This window comes from Rhodanobacter denitrificans, from assembly GCF_003335105.1.
GTDB classification, from domain to species: Bacteria; Pseudomonadota; Gammaproteobacteria; order Xanthomonadales; family Rhodanobacteraceae; genus Rhodanobacter; species Rhodanobacter denitrificans_A.
The window spans coordinates 200,967-220,137 of record NZ_QFWQ01000007.1 but is presented as its reverse complement, the minus strand read 5'-3'; the positions used below and the strand labels follow the sequence as shown (position 1 = coordinate 220,137).

The 19,171-nt window shown below is 68.8% G+C and carries 14 protein-coding genes; 8 read left to right on the top strand and 6 right to left on the bottom strand.

Annotated features, from left to right (window positions below; all coding sequences use genetic code 11):
- Window positions 1-49 precede the first annotated feature (49 nt).
- A complete protein-coding gene (locus DEO45_RS12810; RefSeq protein ID WP_114344290.1) occupies window positions 50-715 on the bottom strand; it encodes a hypothetical protein in 666 nt (221 codons plus the stop codon).
- Between the two features lie 143 nt (window positions 716-858).
- Here DEO45_RS12810 and gpmA point away from each other — a divergent pair, with 143 nt between their 5' ends.
- Window positions 859-1,602 carry a 2,3-diphosphoglycerate-dependent phosphoglycerate mutase gene (gene gpmA, locus DEO45_RS12805; protein WP_114344288.1) on the top strand — a complete coding sequence of 248 codons (744 nt, stop codon included), beginning with the start codon at window positions 859-861 and terminating at the stop codon, window positions 1,600-1,602.
- Between the two features lie 99 nt (window positions 1,603-1,701).
- Window positions 1,702-2,247 (top strand): DUF1453 domain-containing protein, encoded by a 546-nt coding sequence (locus DEO45_RS12800; protein ID WP_114344286.1) that lies wholly within the window; start codon window positions 1,702-1,704, stop codon window positions 2,245-2,247.
- A 30-nt stretch (window positions 2,248-2,277) separates the two neighbouring features.
- On the opposite strand, the gene DEO45_RS12795 is transcribed toward DEO45_RS12800, so the two are convergent.
- From DEO45_RS12795 to DEO45_RS12780, 4 genes are read right to left on the bottom strand one after another with little or no spacing between them, the layout of a single operon-like run.
- The gene (locus DEO45_RS12795; RefSeq protein WP_114344283.1) at window positions 2,278-3,588 is read right to left on the bottom strand and encodes an amidohydrolase; all 1,311 of its coding nucleotides are present in this window, start codon (window positions 3,586-3,588) and stop codon (window positions 2,278-2,280) included.
- Window positions 3,589-3,644: 56 nt separating this feature from the next.
- Window positions 3,645-4,031, bottom strand: a complete 387-nt coding sequence (locus tag DEO45_RS12790; protein ID WP_114344281.1) for a peptidase C13 — start codon at window positions 4,029-4,031, stop codon at window positions 3,645-3,647.
- 41 nt (window positions 4,032-4,072) lie between these two features.
- The gene (zapE, locus tag DEO45_RS12785; protein WP_114344279.1) at window positions 4,073-5,191 is read right to left on the bottom strand and encodes a cell division protein ZapE; all 1,119 of its coding nucleotides are present in this window, start codon (window positions 5,189-5,191) and stop codon (window positions 4,073-4,075) included.
- 37 nt (window positions 5,192-5,228) lie between these two features.
- Entirely contained in the window at window positions 5,229-5,918 is a 690-nt protein-coding gene (locus DEO45_RS12780) for an alpha/beta hydrolase (protein WP_114344277.1), read from the bottom strand.
- Between the two features lie 48 nt (window positions 5,919-5,966).
- On the opposite strand from DEO45_RS12780, the gene DEO45_RS12775 reads away from it, so the two are divergent.
- A complete protein-coding gene (locus tag DEO45_RS12775) occupies window positions 5,967-6,560 on the top strand; it encodes an ACP phosphodiesterase (RefSeq protein WP_114344275.1) in 594 nt (197 codons plus the stop codon).
- An 83-nt stretch (window positions 6,561-6,643) separates the two neighbouring features.
- On the opposite strand, the gene DEO45_RS12770 is transcribed toward DEO45_RS12775, so the two are convergent.
- Window positions 6,644-7,165 carry a c-type cytochrome gene (locus DEO45_RS12770; RefSeq protein WP_114344273.1) on the bottom strand — a complete coding sequence of 174 codons (522 nt, stop codon included), beginning with the start codon at window positions 7,163-7,165 and terminating at the stop codon, window positions 6,644-6,646.
- A 482-nt stretch (window positions 7,166-7,647) separates the two neighbouring features.
- Between DEO45_RS12770 and DEO45_RS12765 the strand changes: the two genes are divergently transcribed.
- The 5 genes from DEO45_RS12765 (at window position 7,648) to DEO45_RS12745 (ending at window position 18,918) form a co-directional block, all read left to right on the top strand.
- Window positions 7,648-8,892: an efflux RND transporter periplasmic adaptor subunit gene (locus tag DEO45_RS12765; RefSeq protein WP_114344270.1), complete on the top strand. Its 1,245-nt coding sequence runs from the start codon at window positions 7,648-7,650 to the stop codon at window positions 8,890-8,892.
- 100 nt (window positions 8,893-8,992) lie between these two features.
- Window positions 8,993-12,232 (top strand): efflux RND transporter permease subunit, encoded by a 3,240-nt coding sequence (locus DEO45_RS12760; protein ID WP_114344268.1) that lies wholly within the window; start codon window positions 8,993-8,995, stop codon window positions 12,230-12,232.
- A gap of 155 nt (window positions 12,233-12,387) precedes the next feature.
- Window positions 12,388-15,519 (top strand): efflux RND transporter permease subunit, encoded by a 3,132-nt coding sequence (locus tag DEO45_RS12755; RefSeq protein ID WP_114344265.1) that lies wholly within the window; start codon window positions 12,388-12,390, stop codon window positions 15,517-15,519.
- Window positions 15,520-15,938: 419 nt separating this feature from the next.
- Window positions 15,939-16,463: a hypothetical protein gene (locus DEO45_RS12750; protein WP_114344263.1), complete on the top strand. Its 525-nt coding sequence runs from the start codon at window positions 15,939-15,941 to the stop codon at window positions 16,461-16,463.
- 229 nt (window positions 16,464-16,692) lie between these two features.
- A complete protein-coding gene (locus DEO45_RS12745) occupies window positions 16,693-18,918 on the top strand; it encodes an NADP-dependent isocitrate dehydrogenase (protein WP_114344261.1) in 2,226 nt (741 codons plus the stop codon).
- Window positions 18,919-19,171 lie beyond the last annotated feature (253 nt).

The window sequence follows — 19,171 nt, the reverse complement described above, 5'->3', positions numbered from 1 at the left end:
TCGTATCCCGCTCGTATCTCGTTTCTCGCTCATCACTCACTCCTGCCCTTTACGGCGTGGCCCCGCTGAACTTCTCCACCGTGGCGCCCTTCACCGGGCCGATCTGAGCGCTGTCGCTGACCTTCAGCACCACTTCGCGGCGAAATTCCAGGGTGCCCTGCACCACCGCGTGCGGGCCGATCACGATCACCGGCTTGCGCTCGCTGCCCCAGTGGAACCAGCCGTTGTTCGGCTTGTCGACCAGGATGCCGCCCTCGACGCGCGAGTCCGCGCCCACCGTGACGTCGCCGCTGACCGTGCCGAGGCCGCCGGCGACGTGGGCGCCGTCGAGCACGATCGCGCCATTGACGTTGCCGACCCGGCCGCCGACGTCGGCGCCGCGGGCCAGATGGATGCTGCCGTTCACCGCGCTCACCTCGCCACTGACCCGGCTGGCGCTGCCCAGGCTGATCGCGCCGTTGACCGTGCCGAGCTTGGTGGCCTGGGCCTTGTCGCCCAGCTCGACCTTGCCGTTGACGGTGCTGGCCTCGTGCACGCTGGCGCCGCCGGCGATATGCACCGCGCCGTTGACCGTGCTGACGTCGCCGACCTGTTGGCCGGCTTCGACCTGCACCGAGCCGTTGACCTTGTCGATATCGTTGTCGCGCGCACTGGCCAGCGGCGACAGGCCCAGCGCGAGTGCGGCGAGGATGAGGATCGTCGGGAATCGACGCATAGTGGTCTCCTGGAGTGGGGGTTCCGTACTAGGATGCGCCGCCGCCGCGCAGGGTTGGCATGACCTGTGGCAGGGGCCGCATTTGACGCTGTGCGGGCCGGCCTGCACCATTCCTGGTTTACACCTCACTGTTGGGCGCCCCCATGCACAAGCTCGTCCTGATCCGCCACGGCCAATCGCAGTGGAACCTCGACAACCGTTTCAGCGGCTGGGCCGATGTCGATCTCACCGAGCAGGGCATGGCCGAGGCGCGCGAGGCCGGTCGCCTGCTGCGCGAGGGCGGCTACATGTTCGACGTGGCGCATACCTCGGTGCTCAAGCGCGCGGTGCGCACGCTGTGGGGCGTGCAGGACGCGATGGACCTGATGTGGATCCCGGTGCTCACCGACTGGCGCCTCAACGAGCGCCACTACGGCGGCCTCACCGGCCTCAACAAGGCCGAGACCGCGGCGAAGTATGGCGAGGCGCAGGTGAAGGTGTGGCGCCGCAGCTACGATATCCCGCCGCCGCCGCTGGAGCGCGCCGCCAACGAATCGGTGCACGATCCGCGCTACGCGGCGCTCGATCCGAAGCAGATCCCCGACACCGAATGCCTGAAAGACACCGTGGCCCGCGTGCTGCCGTACTGGCACGAGGTGCTGGCGCCGGCGATCAAGTCCGGCCAGCGCGTGCTGGTGGCCGCGCACGGTAATTCGCTGCGCGCGCTGGTGAAATACCTGGACGGCATTTCCGACGAGGCGATCGTCGAGTTGAATATCCCCAACGGCGTGCCGCTGGTGTACGAGTTCGACGACCGGATGCAGCCGCTCAACCACTACTATCTCGGCGATGCCGAGGCGATCGCGGCAAAGATGGCCGCGGTGGCGAACCAGGGCAAGGCGAAGTAGCGCGCCGCGCTCCTGCCGCACGGCGAGGGGTGACAAACGTCAATCGTCAGCCATTCCGCGGGCGACTATGCTGGGCACCATCTGCCCGGTGAGATGCCCATGCCCGCCCACCTGACCCAATATCTCGTGATGCTGCCGCTGCTGGCCTGGATGGTGTGGCGGCGGGTGAGCCGGCAGTTCGGCCGCCAGCCGATCCGGCGCAAGCGGATGATCTTCCGCATCGTGATGTTCGCGGTCCTCGGCGGCGTGCTCGCGCTCAGCGGGTTCCACCACCTTGCGCTGGCCGAGGGCCTCGCTGGCGGCGTGCTGCTCGGCGGTGCGCTGGGCCTGCTCGGGCTGCGCCTGACCCGTTTCGAGGTCGATCCGGCAAAGGGCGACTGCTACGTGCCGAATCCGTGGATCGGTGCGCTGCTCACTGCGCTGCTGCTGGGGCGATTGGCCTGGCGGATGCTGGTGGCATGGCCGCAGATGCAGCAGGTTTCGGCCGCGCCCGGCGTGATGCCGCCGACGGCTTACGCCGCCAGCCCGCTGACCATGCTGGTGATCGGCCTGCTGGTCGGCTACTACATTGCCTACTTCAGCGGCCTGCTGGTCCACCATAGCCGCTTCCAGCGGATGCAGCAGTCCGGCACGACCGCGGCGTAGCGGCGCCTTCGCATCCCCGGCCTGCCGCCGTCAGGACCTGGGCGTGCCGAGATAATCCAGGCTGGCCTGCAGCATCGAGGCCATGCCGATCTTCAGCGCGCCCTCGTCGAGGAAGAATTTCGGCGAGTGGTTGGCCGGCGCCTTCGAGGCATCCTGGCCGACTGGCGTGGCGCCGACGAAGAAATACACACTCGGCACTTTCTGCGCGAAGTAGGCGAAGTCCTCCGAGGCCATCCACGGCTTCGCCTCGATCACGTGCCCGGCGCCGATCGCCGTGACGATGCTGGCTTTCACCCTTGCGGCCAGCGCGGGATCGTTGACCAGCACCGGGTTGCTGTCGCCGACCGGGATCTGTTCCTCCACGGTGGCACCGTTCGCCGCGGCGAGGTGTTCGGCGATGCCCTTGAGGTTGTCGATCGCCTGCTGGCGCATGCCGGCGTCGAACGTGCGCAGCGTGCCCTGCAGCTCCACCTTGTCCGGCACGATGTTGTAGCGCGAGCCGCCCTCGACGATGCCGAAGCTGAGCACCGCCGGCAGCGTGCCGATGTCCAGCTTGCGGCTGACGATGGTCTGCGCGGTGCTGATGATCTCGGCGGCGGTGACGATCGGGTCGACCCCGTTCCACGGCATCGCGCCGTGAGTCTGGCGTCCGTGCACCACCATGCGGAACCAGTCCGAGCCGGCCATCGTCGGCCCCGGCCGCACCGCCACCGTGCCCACGTTGAGCGCGCTGACCACGTGCATGCCGAACATCGCGTCCGGCTTGAACTGCCTGAACAGGCCCTCCTTCAGCATCAGCGAGGCGCCGCCTTCCTCACCCGCCGGCGCACCTTCCTCGGCCGGCTGGAACACGAACAGCACCGAGCCGTGCAACTGCTTCTTCATCCCGGCCAGCGCCTGCGCCATGCCCAGCAGCATCGCGGTATGCGCGTCGTGGCCGCAGGCGTGCATCACGCCGACGGTCTTGCCGCGATACTCGCCCTTCGCCTTCGAGGCGAACGGCAGGTTCACCTCCTCGGTCACCGGCAGGGCGTCCATGTCGGCACGGATCGCCAGCCGCGGCCCGGGCAGGTCGCCCTTCAGCAGGCCGACCACGCCGGTGTGCGCGATGCCGGTGTGCACTTCCAGCCCCAGCTTCTTCAGCTCCTGCGCGACCAGCGCCGAGGTGCGCACCTCGCGGTTGCTCAGCTCGGGGTGCTGGTGGATGTCGCGCCGCCACGCGATGACCTGTGGCAGTTCCTGCTGCGCCATGGCCTGCACGCCGGAAGCGTCGGTGGCGTGCAACGGTGCGAGGGCGGTGGCGGCCAGCGCGATGGCGAGGGCGAGGACGGTGCGGTGCATGGGTGTCTCCGTGGCGGGGATGGTCGAGGTGGGCGTGCGGCCGTCGCGATGCCGGCTCAAGGCACGATGCTGAAGTCGATCTCGATCGGGTAGGGCGCCGGCGTGGTGGGTGGCGGCGGCAGCATTCCGCTGGCAAAGCGGTCGGCCATGCAGGTGGCGACCGGTGTCGGCGGCAGCACCTCGATCCGGGCCGGCCTGCCGTCGGCCTGGACGTCGGCGACCAGGGTGAACGGCGACTTGTCGGCCGGCGCATGGCGGGTGATGCAGCCCTTCAGCGCCGCCGCGGTAGGGGCGGTGATCCGGTCCCACAGCTGCTTCTGGTAGGCCGGCCCGGTGGCGGCGGCCTCGGCCAGCCGGCCCTGCGTCACGCGCGTACTGAAATCCTGGCCAGGCGGCAGGTCGGCGGCGGCCAGCAGCAGGACGACGGCAAGCGGAAGAAACATGGGTGGCTCCGGTGGCGATCCTCAGCCGGCACGGTAGCAGTTCATTCGGGCCGATGGTCCAGCGCCAGGTATTCCTCGCTCTGCATCTCGATCAGGCGCGATTCGGTACGGCCGAACTCGGCGCGCAGGCGTTCGCCGTCGTACAGCTCGGTGATCGGCGCGGCGGCGGACAGCACCAGCTTGACGCGGCGGTCGTAGAACTCGTCGACCAATTGCACGAAGCGTTTGGCGGCGTCCTCGCTGTAGACGGTGAACTGCGGCACGTTGGCCACGATCACCGTCGGGCCGGCCTTGGCCAGCGCGATGTAGTCGGCCACCGCGCGCGGGCCTTCGCACAGTGCGGCGAACTCGAACCAGACGATGTCGTCGGCGCGCTTGACGAACGGGATCGCGCGGCCGTTGACGTGCAGGTTGCCGTGCTCCTCCACGTGGCCGCGGGCCTGGCCGGCGAAGATGCGCTCCAGCGCGCGGTGCGCCTCGGCACCGGGCGGGGTGAGGTAGACCGAAGCCTGGGTCAGCGCGCGCAGGCGCCAATCGTGCGCGGAGGCCATCTCGACCACGTGGCAGTGCCGCTCGATCAGCGCGATCGCGGGCAGGAAACGCGCGCGCTGCAGGCCGCCCTGGTACAGGTTGGCCGGCGCGGTGTTGGAGGTGGTGACCAGGGTGACGCCGCGCGCGAACAGCGCGTCGAGCAGGCCCGACAGGATCATCGCGTCGCCGATGTCGTTGACCAGGAACTCGTCCAGGCACAGCACGCGGCAGCGCGCGGCGAGACCGGCGGCCACTTCCGCCAGCGGACTCTGCCGCTCGCCCAGCGTGCGCAGGTGCTCGTGTACCTCGCCCATGAAGCGGTGGAAGTGCCGGCGCAGCACCACGCCGTGCGGCAGGCTGGCGGCGAACAGGTCCATCAGGAAGGTCTTGCCGCGGCCCACCGTGCCCCACAGGTACAGGCCCGGCACCGCCTCGGGCGGGTCGTTGCCGAGCAGGGATTTCAGGCGGCCGAGCAGGCCGTTGCCGTTCGCCGGTCCGGCGCACAGCGCCGCGTGCATGCGGTCGAACTCCGGCAGCAGCGCCAGCTGGGTCGGGTCGGACTCCCAGCGGTGCGCGGCGACGCCTTCGAGGTAGCGCGCCGTGGGCGCGGGCGAGGGGGTTTCACTCATGGAGCGGGCAGGTCTTCGAAAGGGGCGATGGCCGGCGTCAGCCGTGCCGCAAGGGTGGCAGCCAGCCGCGTATCGCATGCCTGATCGCGCCGCGCAGGTCCATCAGCCGGCGATGGAAGAAGTGGCTGGTCTCGGGCATGCGCACCAGCTCGGGCCGGTGCTCCAGCGTCCCGGCCCAGTCGAACACCGCCTGCGGCTCGACGATCTCGTCGGCTTCGCCCTGCACGATCAGCCACGGGCAGGTCGGCAGCGCGACCGCGTCGAACGGCCAGCGCCCCACCGGTGGCGCGATGCTGACCAGTACATCGGCGCGCAGGCGCACCGCGTTGGCGATGGTCACGTAGCTGCCGAACGAGAAGCCGGCCAGCCACAGCGCGTCGTGCGGGCGCATGCGGCGCATCCACGCCACCACGGCGGCCAGATCGTCGCCTTCGCCGTGGCCATGGTCGTACGCGCCCTGCGAATTGCCGGCGCCGCGGAAGTTGAAGCGCACCGTGTCCAGGCCGGATTCGCGCAGCGCGCGCTCGGCCATCGTCACCACCTTGTTGTGCATGCTGCCGCCCTCGATCGTGAGCGGATGGCAGATCACCGCCACGCCGCGGCGCGCGCAGGCCGGTTCGGCGGTGTCGCTGATCGTTTCCAGCTTGCCGGCGGGACCGTCGAGCATGAAACTGGCGGCGATATCCGGAAAGCCGGCAGGTGCGGCGGGGAGCTCGGTGGGCGTCATGCAGGCGATGATAACCGCCGGGCGGATCGGTTGCCGCGGACGGCGTGGATGAACCACCTGGCCCACGTGCTGCTGGCGGGCGACGACGAGGCCCTGCGGCTGGGCGGCATGCTGGGCGATTTCGTGCACGGGCGGGCGGAGGCGCTGGCTTGGCCGCCACGGGTGGTCGAGGGAATCCGCCTGCATCGCGCGATCGACGTCTACACCGACGCCCACCCCGAGGTGCTGGCGGCCCGGGCGCTGCTGCCTCCGCCGTATCGCCGCTATGCCGGGATCCTGCTCGACATGTGGTTCGACCACTGCCTGGCGCGGGATTTCCCGCAGTGGAGCGCGCAGCCGCTGCCGGCATATGCCGCCGATCTGCGTGCCCAGCTGTGGCGGCAGGATGCGTTGCTGCCGGACGGCCTGCGGCGGTTCCGTGGCTACATGGAGCGCCATGGCCTGCCCGCCGGCTACGCCGACCCCGCGATGCTGGGCGAGGCGCTGGGCGGCATCGGGCAGCGCCTGAGCCGCGGCAATCCGCTGGATTCGGCGCTGCCCGTGCTGCTGGAGCGGGACGCCGCCCTGCAGGAGTGCTTCGAGGCGTTCTTCCCGCAGTTGCAGGACTTCGCGCGGGCATGGATCGGGACGCACGCGCCGTGAGCGCCGGCTCCCCCTTGTCAGTCAGGGGCCAACGAAAACGCCGCCCGAAGGCGGCGTCAGGATTCGCTTCATGGAGGCCGGGTTTACTTCACCTGGTCGGCGATCCAGTGCACGGCGTTGGTCACCTGCTCGGTGGTGAGCGCCGGGTTGCCGCCCTTGGGCGGCATGAAATTGCCGTCCGGGCCGTGGTAGCCCTCGATCGCATGCTTGACCAGGGTGTCGATGCCCTGGGCGACGCGCGGGGCCCAGGCAGCCTTGTCGCCCACCTTGGGGGCGCCGGCCACGCCGGCGGTGTGGCAGCTGGTGCACAGGTGGTCGAAGATCGCCTTGCCGTCGGTGGTGCCGCCGTAGGCGACCTGCGAGGCGGCGGCCTTGGCGGCGGCATCGGCGGCGGCCTGCATCGCGGCGCGGCCGGTGTCGCCGGCGTACACGGCGCCGGCCGGTGCGATCCGCGCGGCGACCATGGCCGGCTGGTTCGGGTTGGATTCCTTCGGCTCGTGATCGTGGATCGCCAGCGCCGTGAAGATCAGTACCACCGTCAGTACCGCCAGACCCCCGATCATGATCGAGAACTGGCGCAGGACGCTCTGATCGGATTTGCTCATGGGACCGCTCACGCACGTACTCCTGTCAGTGGGCCGGACGGAACGCCACGATGGCTGCCCCGGCCTGCCTGAATGGCCTGTTGCTGTGTTGCACCGGCGCGATGGATTCGCCCCGGCGTGGGTCGCCGCAAATGGTTGCGCGGCGTGGATCGCGTCTGCCGGCTGGCCCGTTCACGGATCGGGCAGCCGAACCAGTCGCGGATTATAGACGAAGCGCGCGGCAAGTTTCAGGCCTCCGTGGCGATCCGCTGCCATGCCGCGGCGCCCGGTGCCCGGCCGGGAAAGGGCCAGGCCGGCCGGCCACCCTGCCATCGGTCATGGCGCACCCCTGTCAACCGGCATTGTCCAATGCCGTTCAACTGCGCCTATGCTCCCCCCCGCCAGGCGCCACCGGCGCCGACTGAAAGACGCCAGTAACATCACCGACGCATGCCGCATGGTGGAGTGCCGGTCGAACGCACCGTTTAGCCCAGGAGTTTCGCATGTCGCGTTTTTGGAAGATCGCGTTGATCGTCATTGCCGTGATCGTGGTGGCTGGCGTGGGATTTCGCCTGCTGCACAAGCCCGCCGGCCCGGGGGCGGCCGCGACGGCGGCCGCCGGCAAGGGCAAGGATGGGAAGGACGAGACGCCACCGGTGCCGGTCACCGTGGTGCCGGTGGTCAAGCAGAACGTGCCGGTCTACCTGACCGCGCTGGGCACGGTGCAGGCGCTCAACACGGTCACCGTGAACCCGCAGGTGGGCGGCCAGCTGCTCAGCCTGGAGTTCGCCGAAGGCCAGCCGGTGAAGAAGGGCCAGGTGCTGGCGCAGATCGATCCGCGCACTTACCAGGCCGCCTATGACCAGGCGCTGGCGAAGCAGCATCAGGATCAGGCGTTGCTGGATACCGCGAAGGGCAATCTGCTGCGCAGCCAGGACCTAGCCGCCAAGGGCTACATCTCCAAGCAGGACCTGGACACGTTGCGCAACACCTCCGCCCAGTACCAGGCCGCTGTGTCCGCCGACGCCGCCAGCGTGCGCGACAGCCAGGTGCAGCTGAACTACACCCGCGTGCTGTCGCCGATCGACGGCCTGGCCGGCATCCGCGCGGTCGACCCCGGCAACGTGGTCACCACCGCCAGCGCGATCGTCACGCTGACCCAGCTGCATCCGATCAACGTGATGTTCACCCTGCCCGAGCAGAACCTTGACCTGGTGCGCCGCGCCGCCGCGCAGGAAGGCGCCGCGCTGCAGGTGACCGCGCTGGACCGCACCGACGCGCACCCGATCGCCAGCGGCGGCGTGCTCAAGGTGATCGACAACCAGATCGACACCAGCACCGGCACGTTCCGCCTGAAGTCGGAGTTCCCGAACGCGAAGAACGAGCTGTGGCCGGGCCAGTTCGTCAATGTGCAGCTGCTGGTGAACACCGTCGACGGCGGCCTGGTGATCCCGGCGCAGGCGGTACAGCGCGGGCCCGACGGCGACTACGTGTACCAGGTGCAGGCCGATAGCACGGTCAAGATGCAGCCGGTGCAGGTGGCCGGCGAGGTGGGCGACAGCCACGTGATGATCGGCAGCGGGCTCGCGGCCGGCGACCGGGTGGTCACCGAGGGCCAGTTCCGGTTGAAGCCGGGCAGCAAGGTCAACGCGCTGAAGCCGGGCGAAGTGCCGGCCGCGCCGACCGCGGCCGAGCTGGAGAAGGCCAAGCAGAACAGCAAGAACGGTGGCGGTCGCCGTCGCGGTTGAGCGGCCGCGTGCCGGCCGGCATGACACCGCCGCCGCGTGAACCCGGCCGTGCCCTGGCCATGATCGCGGCGGAAACCGCACCTACACGTTACGGATAGCCATGGGATTCTCGACACTCTTCATTCGCCGGCCGATCGCCACCTCGCTGCTGATGGTGGCGGTGCTGCTGCTGGGCATCCTTGGCTACCGCCAGCTGCCGGTGTCCGCCTTGCCGGAGATCGAGGCGCCGAGCCTGGTGGTGAGCACGCAGTACCCGGGCGCCAGCGCCAGCACCATGGCCGCGCTGATCACCACCCCGCTGGAGCGCAACCTGGGGCAGATCTCCGGGCTCACCATGATGAGCTCGGATTCCTCCGCCGGGTTGTCCACGATCATCCTGCAGTTCGCGATGGACCGCGACATCGACATCGCCGCGCAGGACGTGCAGGCGGCGATCAACCAGGCCAAGGGCACGCTGCCGGGCAACCTGCCGTACCCGCCGGTGTACAACCGGGTGAATCCGGCCGACGCGCCGATCCTCACCCTCAAGCTCACCTCCGACAGCCGCCAGCTGCGCGAGGTGAACGACCTGGCCGACTCGATCATTGCGCAGAAGCTGTCGCAGGTGCAGGGCGTGGGCCTGGTCTCGATCGCCGGCAACGTGCGCCCCGCGGTGCGCGTGCAGGTGAATCCGGCGCAGCTGTCCAACCTCGGCCTGACCCTGGAGGACGTACGCAGCGCGCTGACCCAGGCCAACGTCAACGCGCCCAAGGGCACGCTGAACGGCAAGACGCAGAGCTACTCGATCGGCACCAACGACCAGCTGAAGGACGCGGCCGAGTACAAGAACACCATCATCAGCTACAAGAACGGCTCGCCGGTGCGCCTCTCCGACGTGGCCAACGTGGTCGACGGCGTCGAGAACGACCAGCTCGCCGCGTGGGCGGACGGCAAGCCGGCGGTGCTGCTGGATGTGCGCCGCCAGCCCGGCGCGAACATCGTGCAGACGGTGGAGCAGATCCGCAACGTGCTGCCCGAGCTGCGCAGCGCGCTGCCGGCCGACGTGCACCTGGACGTGTTCGCCGACCGCACGGTGACCATCCGCGCCTCGGTGCACGACGTCGAGTTCACCCTGATCCTCACCGTGTTCCTGGTGGTGGGCGTGATCTTCGTGTTCCTGCGCCGGCTGTGGGCCACGGTGATCCCGTCGGTGGCGGTGCCGCTGTCGCTGCTGGGCACGTTCGGCGTGATGTCGTTCACCGGCATGTCGCTGGACAACCTCTCGTTGATGGCGCTCACCGTGGCCACCGGCTTCGTGGTGGACGATGCGATCGTGATGATCGAGAACATCGTGCGCTACATCGAGCAGGGCAGGGACGGCAAGGAGGCGGCCGAGGTCGGCGCGAAGGAGATCGGCTTCACCGTGCTGTCGCTGACCGTGTCGCTGGTGGCGGTGTTCCTGCCGCTGCTGCTGATGCCCGGCGTCACCGGCCGGCTGTTCCACGAGTTCGCCTGGGTGCTGACCATCGCGGTGACCATCTCGATGCTGGTGTCGCTGACGCTGACGCCGATGATGTGCGCCTACCTGCTCAAGCCCGACCAGTTGCCCGAGGGCGACGACGCGCACGAGCGCCACCTGGCTGCCGGCAAGCGCACGGTATGGTCGCGCACGGTCGGCGTCTACGAAAGCTCGCTGGACTGGGTGCTGGGCCATCAGCGCCTGACCATGCTGGTCGCCGGCGCCGCCGTGGTGCTCACCGTGTTCCTGTACATCGTGATTCCCAAGGGCCTGCTGCCCGAGCAGGACACCGGCCTGATCACCGGCGTGGTGCAGGCCGACGACAACATCGCCTTCCCGCAGATGGAAGACCGCACCCGGGCCGTCGCCGAGGCGCTGCGCAAGGATCCCGCGGTGGCCGGCGTGGCCGCCTTCATCGGCGCCGGCACGATCAACCCCACGCTCAACCAGGGCCAGCTCAGCATCGTGCTGAAGGACCGCGGCAAGCGCGACGGCCTGGACGCGCTGTTGCCGCGCCTGCAGCACGCGGTGGCCGGGATCCCCGGCGTGGCGCTGTACCTCAAGCCTGTGCAGGACGTGACGCTGGACAGCCGCGTCGCCGCCACCGAATACCAGTACTCGCTGTCCGAGGTGAACGCGGCCGAGCTGGCCGGCTACGCCAGCCAGATGACCCAGGCGATGCGCCAGCGGCCGGAGCTGGCCGACGTCGACAACAACCTCGCCAACAACGGCAATGCGCTCAAGCTCGCCATCGACCGCGAGAAGGCCAGCCGCCTCGGCGTGCCGGTGCAGACCATCGACGACACCCTGTACGACGCGTTCGGCCAGCGCCAGATCTCGACCATCTTCACCCAGCTCAACCAGTACCGCGTGGTGCTGGAGGTGGCGCCGGAGTTCCGCACCAGCGACGACCTGCTGACCAAGCTCACCGTGCGCGGCAACGGCAACGGCGCGCTCACCGGCAGCAACGCGACCAGCTTCGGCCAGCTGAAGTCGAGCAATTCGGCGACGCCGTCGGGCATCGGCAACACCGGCAACATCGGCTTCCAGATCGGCGCCGGCGGCAACATCCCGCTGTCCGCGCTGGTCAGCGCGCAGGTGACCAGCGCGCCGCTGGTGGTCAGCCACCAGCAGCAGCTGCCGGCGGTGACGCTGGCGTTCAACGTGGCGCCGGGCTATTCGCTGTCCGACGCGGTGGCGGCGATCCACCAGGTCGAGCGGCAGCTGGATTTCCCGCCGCAGGTGCGCGGCGAGTTCGTCGGCAAGGCGGCCGAGTTCACCTCCTCGCTGGGTGACGAGGTCCTGCTGCTGCTGGCCGCGATCGTGGTGATCTACATCGTGCTGGGCGTGCTGTACGAGAGCTACATCCACCCGCTGACGATCATCTCCACGCTGCCGCCGGCCGGCGTCGGCGCGCTGCTGGCGCTGATCATGTTCGGCATGAGCCTGTCGGTGGACGGCATCGTCGGCATCGTGCTGCTGATCGGCATCGTGAAGAAGAACGCGATCATGATGATCGACTTCGCGATCGAGGCACGCCGCACCGGGCTCAATGCGCGCGATGCGATCCGCCGCGCCTGCCTGCTGCGTTTCCGCCCGATCATGATGACCACCGCGGCGGCGATGCTCGGCGCGCTGCCGCTGGCGCTGGGCAACGGCATCGGTGCCGAGCTGCGCCGGCCGCTGGGCGTGTCGATCGTGGGTGGCCTGCTGCTGTCGCAGCTGGTCACGCTGTACACCACGCCGGTGATCTACCTGTACATGGAGCGCTTCTCCGACTGGCTGGAGGCGCGCCGCGAACGGCGCGCGCTGATCCGCAGCCAGGCCGGTCACGCGGCGTGACCTTCCGGAATTCCGCTTCGCGCCCTCCCTGCCCGCCGGGGAGGGCCGGAGAGGAGCCGCCCACTGCGCGCCGATCAACCTTTTCGCGCCCTGGACGTTGAAGGCGGGATGATCCTCCCGCGCGTCGTCCGCAAGCCTCCGCCCATGTTGGACCCATGAACCTCTCCGGCACCTTCATCCGCCGCCCGATCGGGACCTCGCTGCTGGCGATGGGGCTGTTCGTGGCCGGCGCGATCGCCTACTTCCTGCTCGGCGTGGCGGCGCTGCCGAACATGCAGTTCCCGGCGATCTTCGTGCAGGCCAGCCAGGCCGGTGCCGACGCCAGCACGATGGCCTCCACCGTGGCCGCGCCGCTGGAGCGCCACCTGGGCCAGGTACCCGGCATCGACACCATGCGCTCGTCCAGCTCCGAGGGGCGCACCTTCGTGTTCATGATGTTCCGCACCGGCACCGACCTGGATGCCGCCGCCCGCGACGTGCAGGCGGCGATCAACGCGGCGGCGCCGGACCTGCCCAGCGGCCTCAACGGTGCGCCCAGCTACCAGAAGGCGAACCCGAACGACGACCCGATCATCGCGCTGGCGCTGACTTCGGACACGCAATCGGCGGCCGACCTGTACAACCTGTCCGACACCCTGCTGGCGCAGCGGCTGCGCCAGCTGCCGGGCGTGTCGTCGGTGGAGATCGCCGGCGCGGCCACGCCGGCGGTCCGCGTCGACGTGAACCTGCGCGCGCTGAATGCGATGGGCCTGTCGCCCGACCAGCTGCGCAATGCGCTGAGCGCGGCCAACGTGACTTCGCCGGAGGGCTTCCTGTCCAACGGCACCACCACCATGTCGATCAGCGCCACCGCCCAGCTGCACGGCGCGGAGGACTTCGCCCAGCTGGTGGTCGCCAGCCACAACGGCACGCCGGTGCGGCTGTCGGACGTGGCCCACGTCTACGCCGGCCAGCAGGACGCCTACCAGGCCGCCTGGTTCCACGGCAAGCCGGCCGTGCTGATGTACGTCTACAAGAAGGCCGACGCCAACATCATCGCCACCGTCGACCTGGTCAAGGAGCAGCTGCCGATGCTGCGCGGCTACCTGTCGCCGGGCACCGTGCTGACCCCGTTCTTCGACGGCACGCCGACCATCCGCGCCTCGCTGCACGAGGTGCAGGCCACCTTGCTGATCTCGCTGGCGATGGTGGTGCTGACGATGGCGCTGTTCCTGCGCCGGCTCGCGCCCACGCTGATCGCCGCGGTGGCGGTGCCGCTGTCGCTGGCCGGCGCGTTCGTGGTGATGTACATCCTCGGCTACACGCTGAACAACCTCACCCTGCTGGCGCTGGTGATCGCGATCGGCTTCGTGGTCGACGACGCGATCGTGGTGATCGAGAACATCATCCGCCACATCGATGCCGGCATGACGCGGATGGAGGCGACGCTCGCCGGCGCGAGGGAGATCGGCTTCACCATCGTCTCGATCACCGCCTCGCTGATCGCCGTGTTCATCCCGCTGCTGTTCGCCGGCGGCATCACCGGCATGTTCATGCACGAGTTCTCGGTGACCCTGGTGGCGGCGATCGTGGTCTCGGCGACGGTCTCGCTGACGCTGACGCCGGCGCTGTGCGGGCGATTCCTCGGTGGCCATGCGGCGAAGCCGCAGGCGCCGCCGTCGCGGCTCGCCCGCATGCTGGACGGTTTCCATGCCGGCATGCTGCGCGCATACACGCGCGCGCTGAATTTCTCGCTGCGCCATGCGCTGGCGTTCTCGCTGACTCCGCTGGTGCTGATCGTGGCCACGGTCTACCTGTTCGGCGTGGTCAAGACCGGCCTGTTCCCGGCGCAGGACACCGGCCTGATCTGGGGCCGCGCCACGTCCAGCGCCACCGTGTCGTTCGGCGAATCCGAGCAGCGCCTGAAACGGCTCACCACCATGCTGATGGCGGACCCCGACGTCGCCACCGTGGGCTCGCGCCTGGGCAGCAGCCGGCAGGGCACCAGCGGCTCGTTCAACATCGACCTGAAGAGCCGTGCCGAAGGCCGCCAGGACGATACCTTCACGGTGCTGTCGCGGCTCAGCGCGAAGGCGGCGCATTATCCCGACCTCAACCTGCGCCTGCGCCCGGTGCAGGACCTGCCCAGCGGTGGCGGCGGCACCAGCCAGGGCGCGCAGTACCAGGTCTCGCTGCAGGGCAACGACCTGGCCAGCCTGCAGGAATGGCTGCCGAAACTGCAGGCCGAGCTGAAGAAGAACCCCAAGCTGCGCGACGTCGGCACCGATGTCGACGAGGCCGGCCTGCGCCAGAACATCGTGATCGACCGCGACAAGGCCGCGCGGCTCGGCGTGTCGGTCGGCGCCGTCGACGGCGCGCTGTACGACGCGTTCGGCCAGCGCCAGGTGTCCACCATCTACTCGGACATCAACCAGTACCAGGTGGTGGTCAACGCGCTGCCGGTGCAGACCGCCACGCCGGAGGCGCTCAACCGCATCTACGTGCGCTCGAGCGGCGGCAAGATGATCCCGATCACCGCCTTCGCGCGGCAGGAGCCCGGGATGGCGCCGTCGCAGATCACCCACGAAAACCAGTACACCACGATGGATCTCAGCTTCAACCTGGCCCCCGGCGTGAGCATGGGCGAGGCGATGGCGATCATCCAGGCCACCGTGCAGAACATGCGCATGCCCGGCGACATCCGGGTGAAGATGGGCAGCGACTTCCGCCGCTTCCAGCAGTCGCAGAGCGGCATGGGCTGGCTGATCCTCGCCGCCGTGCTCACCGTCTACATCGTGCTCGGCATGCTGTACGAGAACCTGGTCCACCCGGTCACCATCCTTTCCACCCTGCCGGCCGCCGGCGCCGGCGCATTGCTGGCGCTCTGGATCACCGGCACCGAGCTGTCGGTGGTGGCGCAGATCGCGCTGGTGCTTTTGATCGGCATCGTCAAGAAGAACGCGATCATGATGATCGACTTCGCCCTGGTCGCCGAGCGCGAACACGGCAAGAGCCCGCTGGAAGCGGCGCGCGAGGCGTGCACCGTGCGCTTCCGCCCGATCATGATGACCACCATGGTCGCCATCCTCGCCGCGCTGCCGATCGCCATCGGCCTCGGCGAAGGCAGCGAACTGCGCCGTCCGCTCGGCATCGCCCTGATCGGCGGCCTGCTCATCTCGCAGAGCCTCACCCTGCTCAGCACCCCCGCGCTGTACGTGATCTTCTCGTGCCTCGCCGAGCGGCGAAGAGCGTGGTGGGCGCGGCGACAGAGGCGCCATCCGATGGTGCCCCGCCCCGACATCGGTTGATCCGGCCGCTTCCCGTGGCCTCCAGCTGAACGCTTTGCCGCCACACTCACAACCCGTTAACCGCAAGGTGGTTACCACTGACCCCGTTCGCGGACGAAGTGGCGTGCGATGGACGACGAGGCCGGCAAGGTTGATTTTGCGATGTGCGGGGCGGAGCGAACTCCACCCGCTGGCTGCGCCGCCAGGGCGGCACCAGGCCACGTGCAGTCACGGGTCGGTTCCACCGCCGAGGAGGTCGCCGGCCATACCGTGGTGGCCGGCGGTTACCTGGCGAGGATCGCGAAACACCCATGCGAACGCGTGGACGCAGATTCCCGCCGCCAATCGCGACCAGTTCTCCGCGACCAGTTCTCTGGGCCGGATCAGGGTCGGCCAGGTCCTGAATATTTCCGCCAAGTCCTGAAGCAGGAGGTAGCTCCATGAAGATCACTCGCCAACCCTTGGTCCTTGCCGCGTCGCTGGCTGCGATGCTGGCCTTGAGCGCGTGCGGCAAGAAGGACGAATCGACGGCGCCGGCGCCATCGGGCACGCCGCCACCCGCTGCGACGGCACCGACGCCGCCAGTTGCACCGACACCCGCTTCGACGGCGCCGATGGCCATGAACAACAGTGCGCCGGCCGCGGTCACGGTCGGCTCGGTGGAACTGGGTTCGACGGTCGACGCGAACCACAAGATCCTCGCCAGCGGCACCAGTTTCGCGCCGAAGGACACCATCTACGCCTCGGTCGACACCAGCGGCAGCGGCAATGCCACGCTGTCGGCGAAATGGACCACCCAGGACGGCCAGGTGGTGCATGAGGACAGCAAGTCGCTCAATGCGACGGGCCCGCAGACCACCGCGTTCATGATCAGCAAGCCGGACGGTTTCCCGACCGGAGACTACAAGGTGCAGATCTCGTTGAACGGCAACCAGGTCGCCAGCAAGGATTTCTCGGTGAAATAAGCTGCAACGCTGATGCGGGGTGAAACGAGGGCGCGGCCATGCCGCGCCCTCGTCGTTTTGTCTTGCGCGAACCACAGTACGTCGACGCATGTTGGCGGTGCCGCCAGCATCGCGCTTTCCCCTCCCCGGCGAAAACGCGACAATGGGAGGCTTGTATCAGCGTGCCGCCGTTCCCTGGCGGCACGGCTCCCTCCCGGCCATGCAGTCGCTAAAGAGGTCCACACAGACAATGTCCAGCACGTCCAAGATCATCTACACGCTGACCGACGAAGCCCCGTTCCTCGCCACGCAGTCGCTGCTGCCGATCATCGCCGCCTTCACCGGCACGGCGGGCGTCAAGGTCGAGACGCGCGACATCTCGCTGGCCGGGCGCATCATCGCGCTGTTCCCCGAGCTGCTGCAGGAAGGCCAGCGCATCGCCGACGACCTCGCCGAGCTGGGCCGCCTCGCCACCACGCCGGAGGCGAACATCATCAAGCTGCCAAACATCAGCGCCTCGATGCCGCAGCTGAAGGCGGCGATCAGGGAGCTGCAGGACCACGGCTACGCGCTGCCGGATTACCCGGACGAGCCGAAGGACGATCGCGAGAAGGACGTCAGGGCGCGCTACGACCGGGTCAAGGGCAGCGCGGTGAATCCGGTGCTGCGCGAGGGCAACTCCGACCGCCGCGCGCCGGCCTCGGTGAAGAACTACGCGCGCAAGCACCCGCACAAGATGGGCGCGTGGAGCCATGACTCGAAGACCCACGTGGCGCACATGGACGGCGGCGACTTCTACGGCAGCGAGCAGTCCGCGGTGGTCGGGCAGCCGACCGCGGTGCGCATCGAGTGGTTCGGCAAGGACGGCTCCAGCAAGGTGCTGAAGGAGAAGACCGCGCTGAAGGCCGGCGAGATCATCGACGCCGCGGTGATGTCGCGCCGCGCGCTGGCCGCCTTCGTCGACGCGCAGATCGAGGACGCAAAGAAGCAGGGCGTGCTGTTCTCGCTGCACCTCAAGGCCACCATGATGAAGGTCTCCGATCCGATCATGTTCGGCGTGGCGGTGGGCGAGTTCTACAAGGACGTGCTGGCGAAGCACGCCGACGCGCTGAAGCAGGCCGGCTTCAACCCGAACAACGGCATCGGCGACCTGTACGCGCGCCTGGGCGCGCTGCCGGAAGCGACGCAGGCGGCGATCAAGGCCGACCTCGACGCCGAATACGCCAAGCGCCCTGCCGTGGCGATGGTCAATTCCGACAAGGGCATCACCAACCTGCACGTGCCCAGCGACGTGATCATCGACGCCTCGATGCCGGCGATGATCCGCGACTCCGGCAAGATGTGGAACGCCGCGGGCAAGCTGCAGGACACCAAGGCGGTGATCCCCGACCGCTGCTACGCCGGCGTCTACCAGGCAGTGATCGAGGACTGCAAGGCGCACGGCGCGTTCGATCCGGCGACCATGGGCAGCGTGCCCAACGTGGGCCTGATGGCGCAGGCCGCCGAGGAATACGGCTCGCACGACAAGACTTTCCAGATCGCCGCCGACGGCGTGGTGAAAGTGATCGACGAGGCCGGCAAGGTGCTGCTGCAGCATGACGTGGAGGCCGGCGACATCTGGCGCATGTGCCAGACCAAGGACGCGCCGATCCAGGACTGGGTGAAGCTCGCGGTGGGCCGTGCGCGGCACACGCCGGCGGTGTTCTGGCTCGATCCGGCCCGTGCGCACGACCGCGAGGTGATTGCCAAGGTCGAGCGCTACCTCAAGAACTACGACACCAGCGGCCTGGACATCCGCATCATGGATCCGGTGGCCGCCACCAGGTTCTCGCTGGAGCGTATCCGCCAGGGCCTGGACACCATCTCGGTCACCGGCAACGTGCTGCGCGATTACCTCACCGACCTGTTCCCGATCATGGAGCTGGGCACCAGCGCGAAGATGCTGTCGATCGTGCCGCTGATGGCCGGCGGCGGCCTGTTCGAGACCGGCGCCGGCGGCTCGGCGCCGAAGCACGTGCAGCAGTTCCTGGAAGAGAACTACCTGCGCTGGGATTCGCTGGGCGAGTTCCTCGCGCTGGCCGCCTCGCTGGAGCACCTGGGCAACCGCGACGGCAGCGCCGAGGTGGAGCTGCTGGCGAAGACGCTGGACCAGGCCAACGGCAAGTTCCTCGACACCGACAAGTCGCCCTCGCGCAAGGTCGGCGGCATCGACAACCGCGGCAGCCACTTCTACCTCGCGCTGTACTGGGCGCAGGCGCTGGCCGCGCAGGACGTGAATGCCGCGCTGAAGGCGAAGTTCGCGCCGCTGGCCAAGGCGCTCACCGAGCACGAGGCCGCCATCGTCGACGAACTCAACCGCGTGCAGGGCAAGCCGGTGGACATCGGCGGCTACTACCACCCCGACCTGGCGCGGGTGAGCGCGGCGATGCGGCCCAGCGCCACGTTCAACGCGGCGCTGGCGAAGTTGTCGGCCTGAACTGCCGCTCCTGCGTCAGGCAACGGGGCACCCCGCGGTGCCCCGTTGGCTTTTGCCGGCCGGCAACCTTCCGCTCAGAGCTTGTGAAGAAAACCACTTCCTGTGGTTTTCTTCAGTCGCGAGTCCGGTACACGCCCGGACTCGCTCACATGAAACAGTCACTGGGGTGACTGTTTCATGCCCGGCCCTCCGTGGCCGGCCTGAGAGGTTGAAAAGTTCACAACCTCTCAGTATCGCCCTGCGACAATGGCGG

Coding starts and splice junctions, on each gene's coding strand:
- DEO45_RS12810 (WP_114344290.1), bottom strand. CDS start 715: ATGCGTCGATTCCCGACGATCCTCATCCTCGCCGCACTCGCGCTGGGC.
- gpmA (WP_114344288.1), top strand. CDS start 859: ATGCACAAGCTCGTCCTGATCCGCCACGGCCAATCGCAGTGGAACCTC.
- DEO45_RS12800 (WP_114344286.1), top strand. CDS start 1,702: ATGCCCGCCCACCTGACCCAATATCTCGTGATGCTGCCGCTGCTGGCC.
- DEO45_RS12795 (WP_114344283.1), bottom strand. CDS start 3,588: ATGCACCGCACCGTCCTCGCCCTCGCCATCGCGCTGGCCGCCACCGCC.
- DEO45_RS12790 (WP_114344281.1), bottom strand. CDS start 4,031: ATGTTTCTTCCGCTTGCCGTCGTCCTGCTGCTGGCCGCCGCCGACCTG.
- zapE (WP_114344279.1), bottom strand. CDS start 5,191: ATGAGTGAAACCCCCTCGCCCGCGCCCACGGCGCGCTACCTCGAAGGC.
- DEO45_RS12780 (WP_114344277.1), bottom strand. CDS start 5,918: ATGACGCCCACCGAGCTCCCCGCCGCACCTGCCGGCTTTCCGGATATC.
- DEO45_RS12775 (WP_114344275.1), top strand. CDS start 5,967: ATGAACCACCTGGCCCACGTGCTGCTGGCGGGCGACGACGAGGCCCTG.
- DEO45_RS12770 (WP_114344273.1), bottom strand. CDS start 7,165: ATGAGCAAATCCGATCAGAGCGTCCTGCGCCAGTTCTCGATCATGATC.
- DEO45_RS12765 (WP_114344270.1), top strand. CDS start 7,648: ATGTCGCGTTTTTGGAAGATCGCGTTGATCGTCATTGCCGTGATCGTG.
- DEO45_RS12760 (WP_114344268.1), top strand. CDS start 8,993: ATGGGATTCTCGACACTCTTCATTCGCCGGCCGATCGCCACCTCGCTG.
- DEO45_RS12755 (WP_114344265.1), top strand. CDS start 12,388: ATGAACCTCTCCGGCACCTTCATCCGCCGCCCGATCGGGACCTCGCTG.
- DEO45_RS12750 (WP_114344263.1), top strand. CDS start 15,939: ATGAAGATCACTCGCCAACCCTTGGTCCTTGCCGCGTCGCTGGCTGCG.
- DEO45_RS12745 (WP_114344261.1), top strand. CDS start 16,693: ATGTCCAGCACGTCCAAGATCATCTACACGCTGACCGACGAAGCCCCG.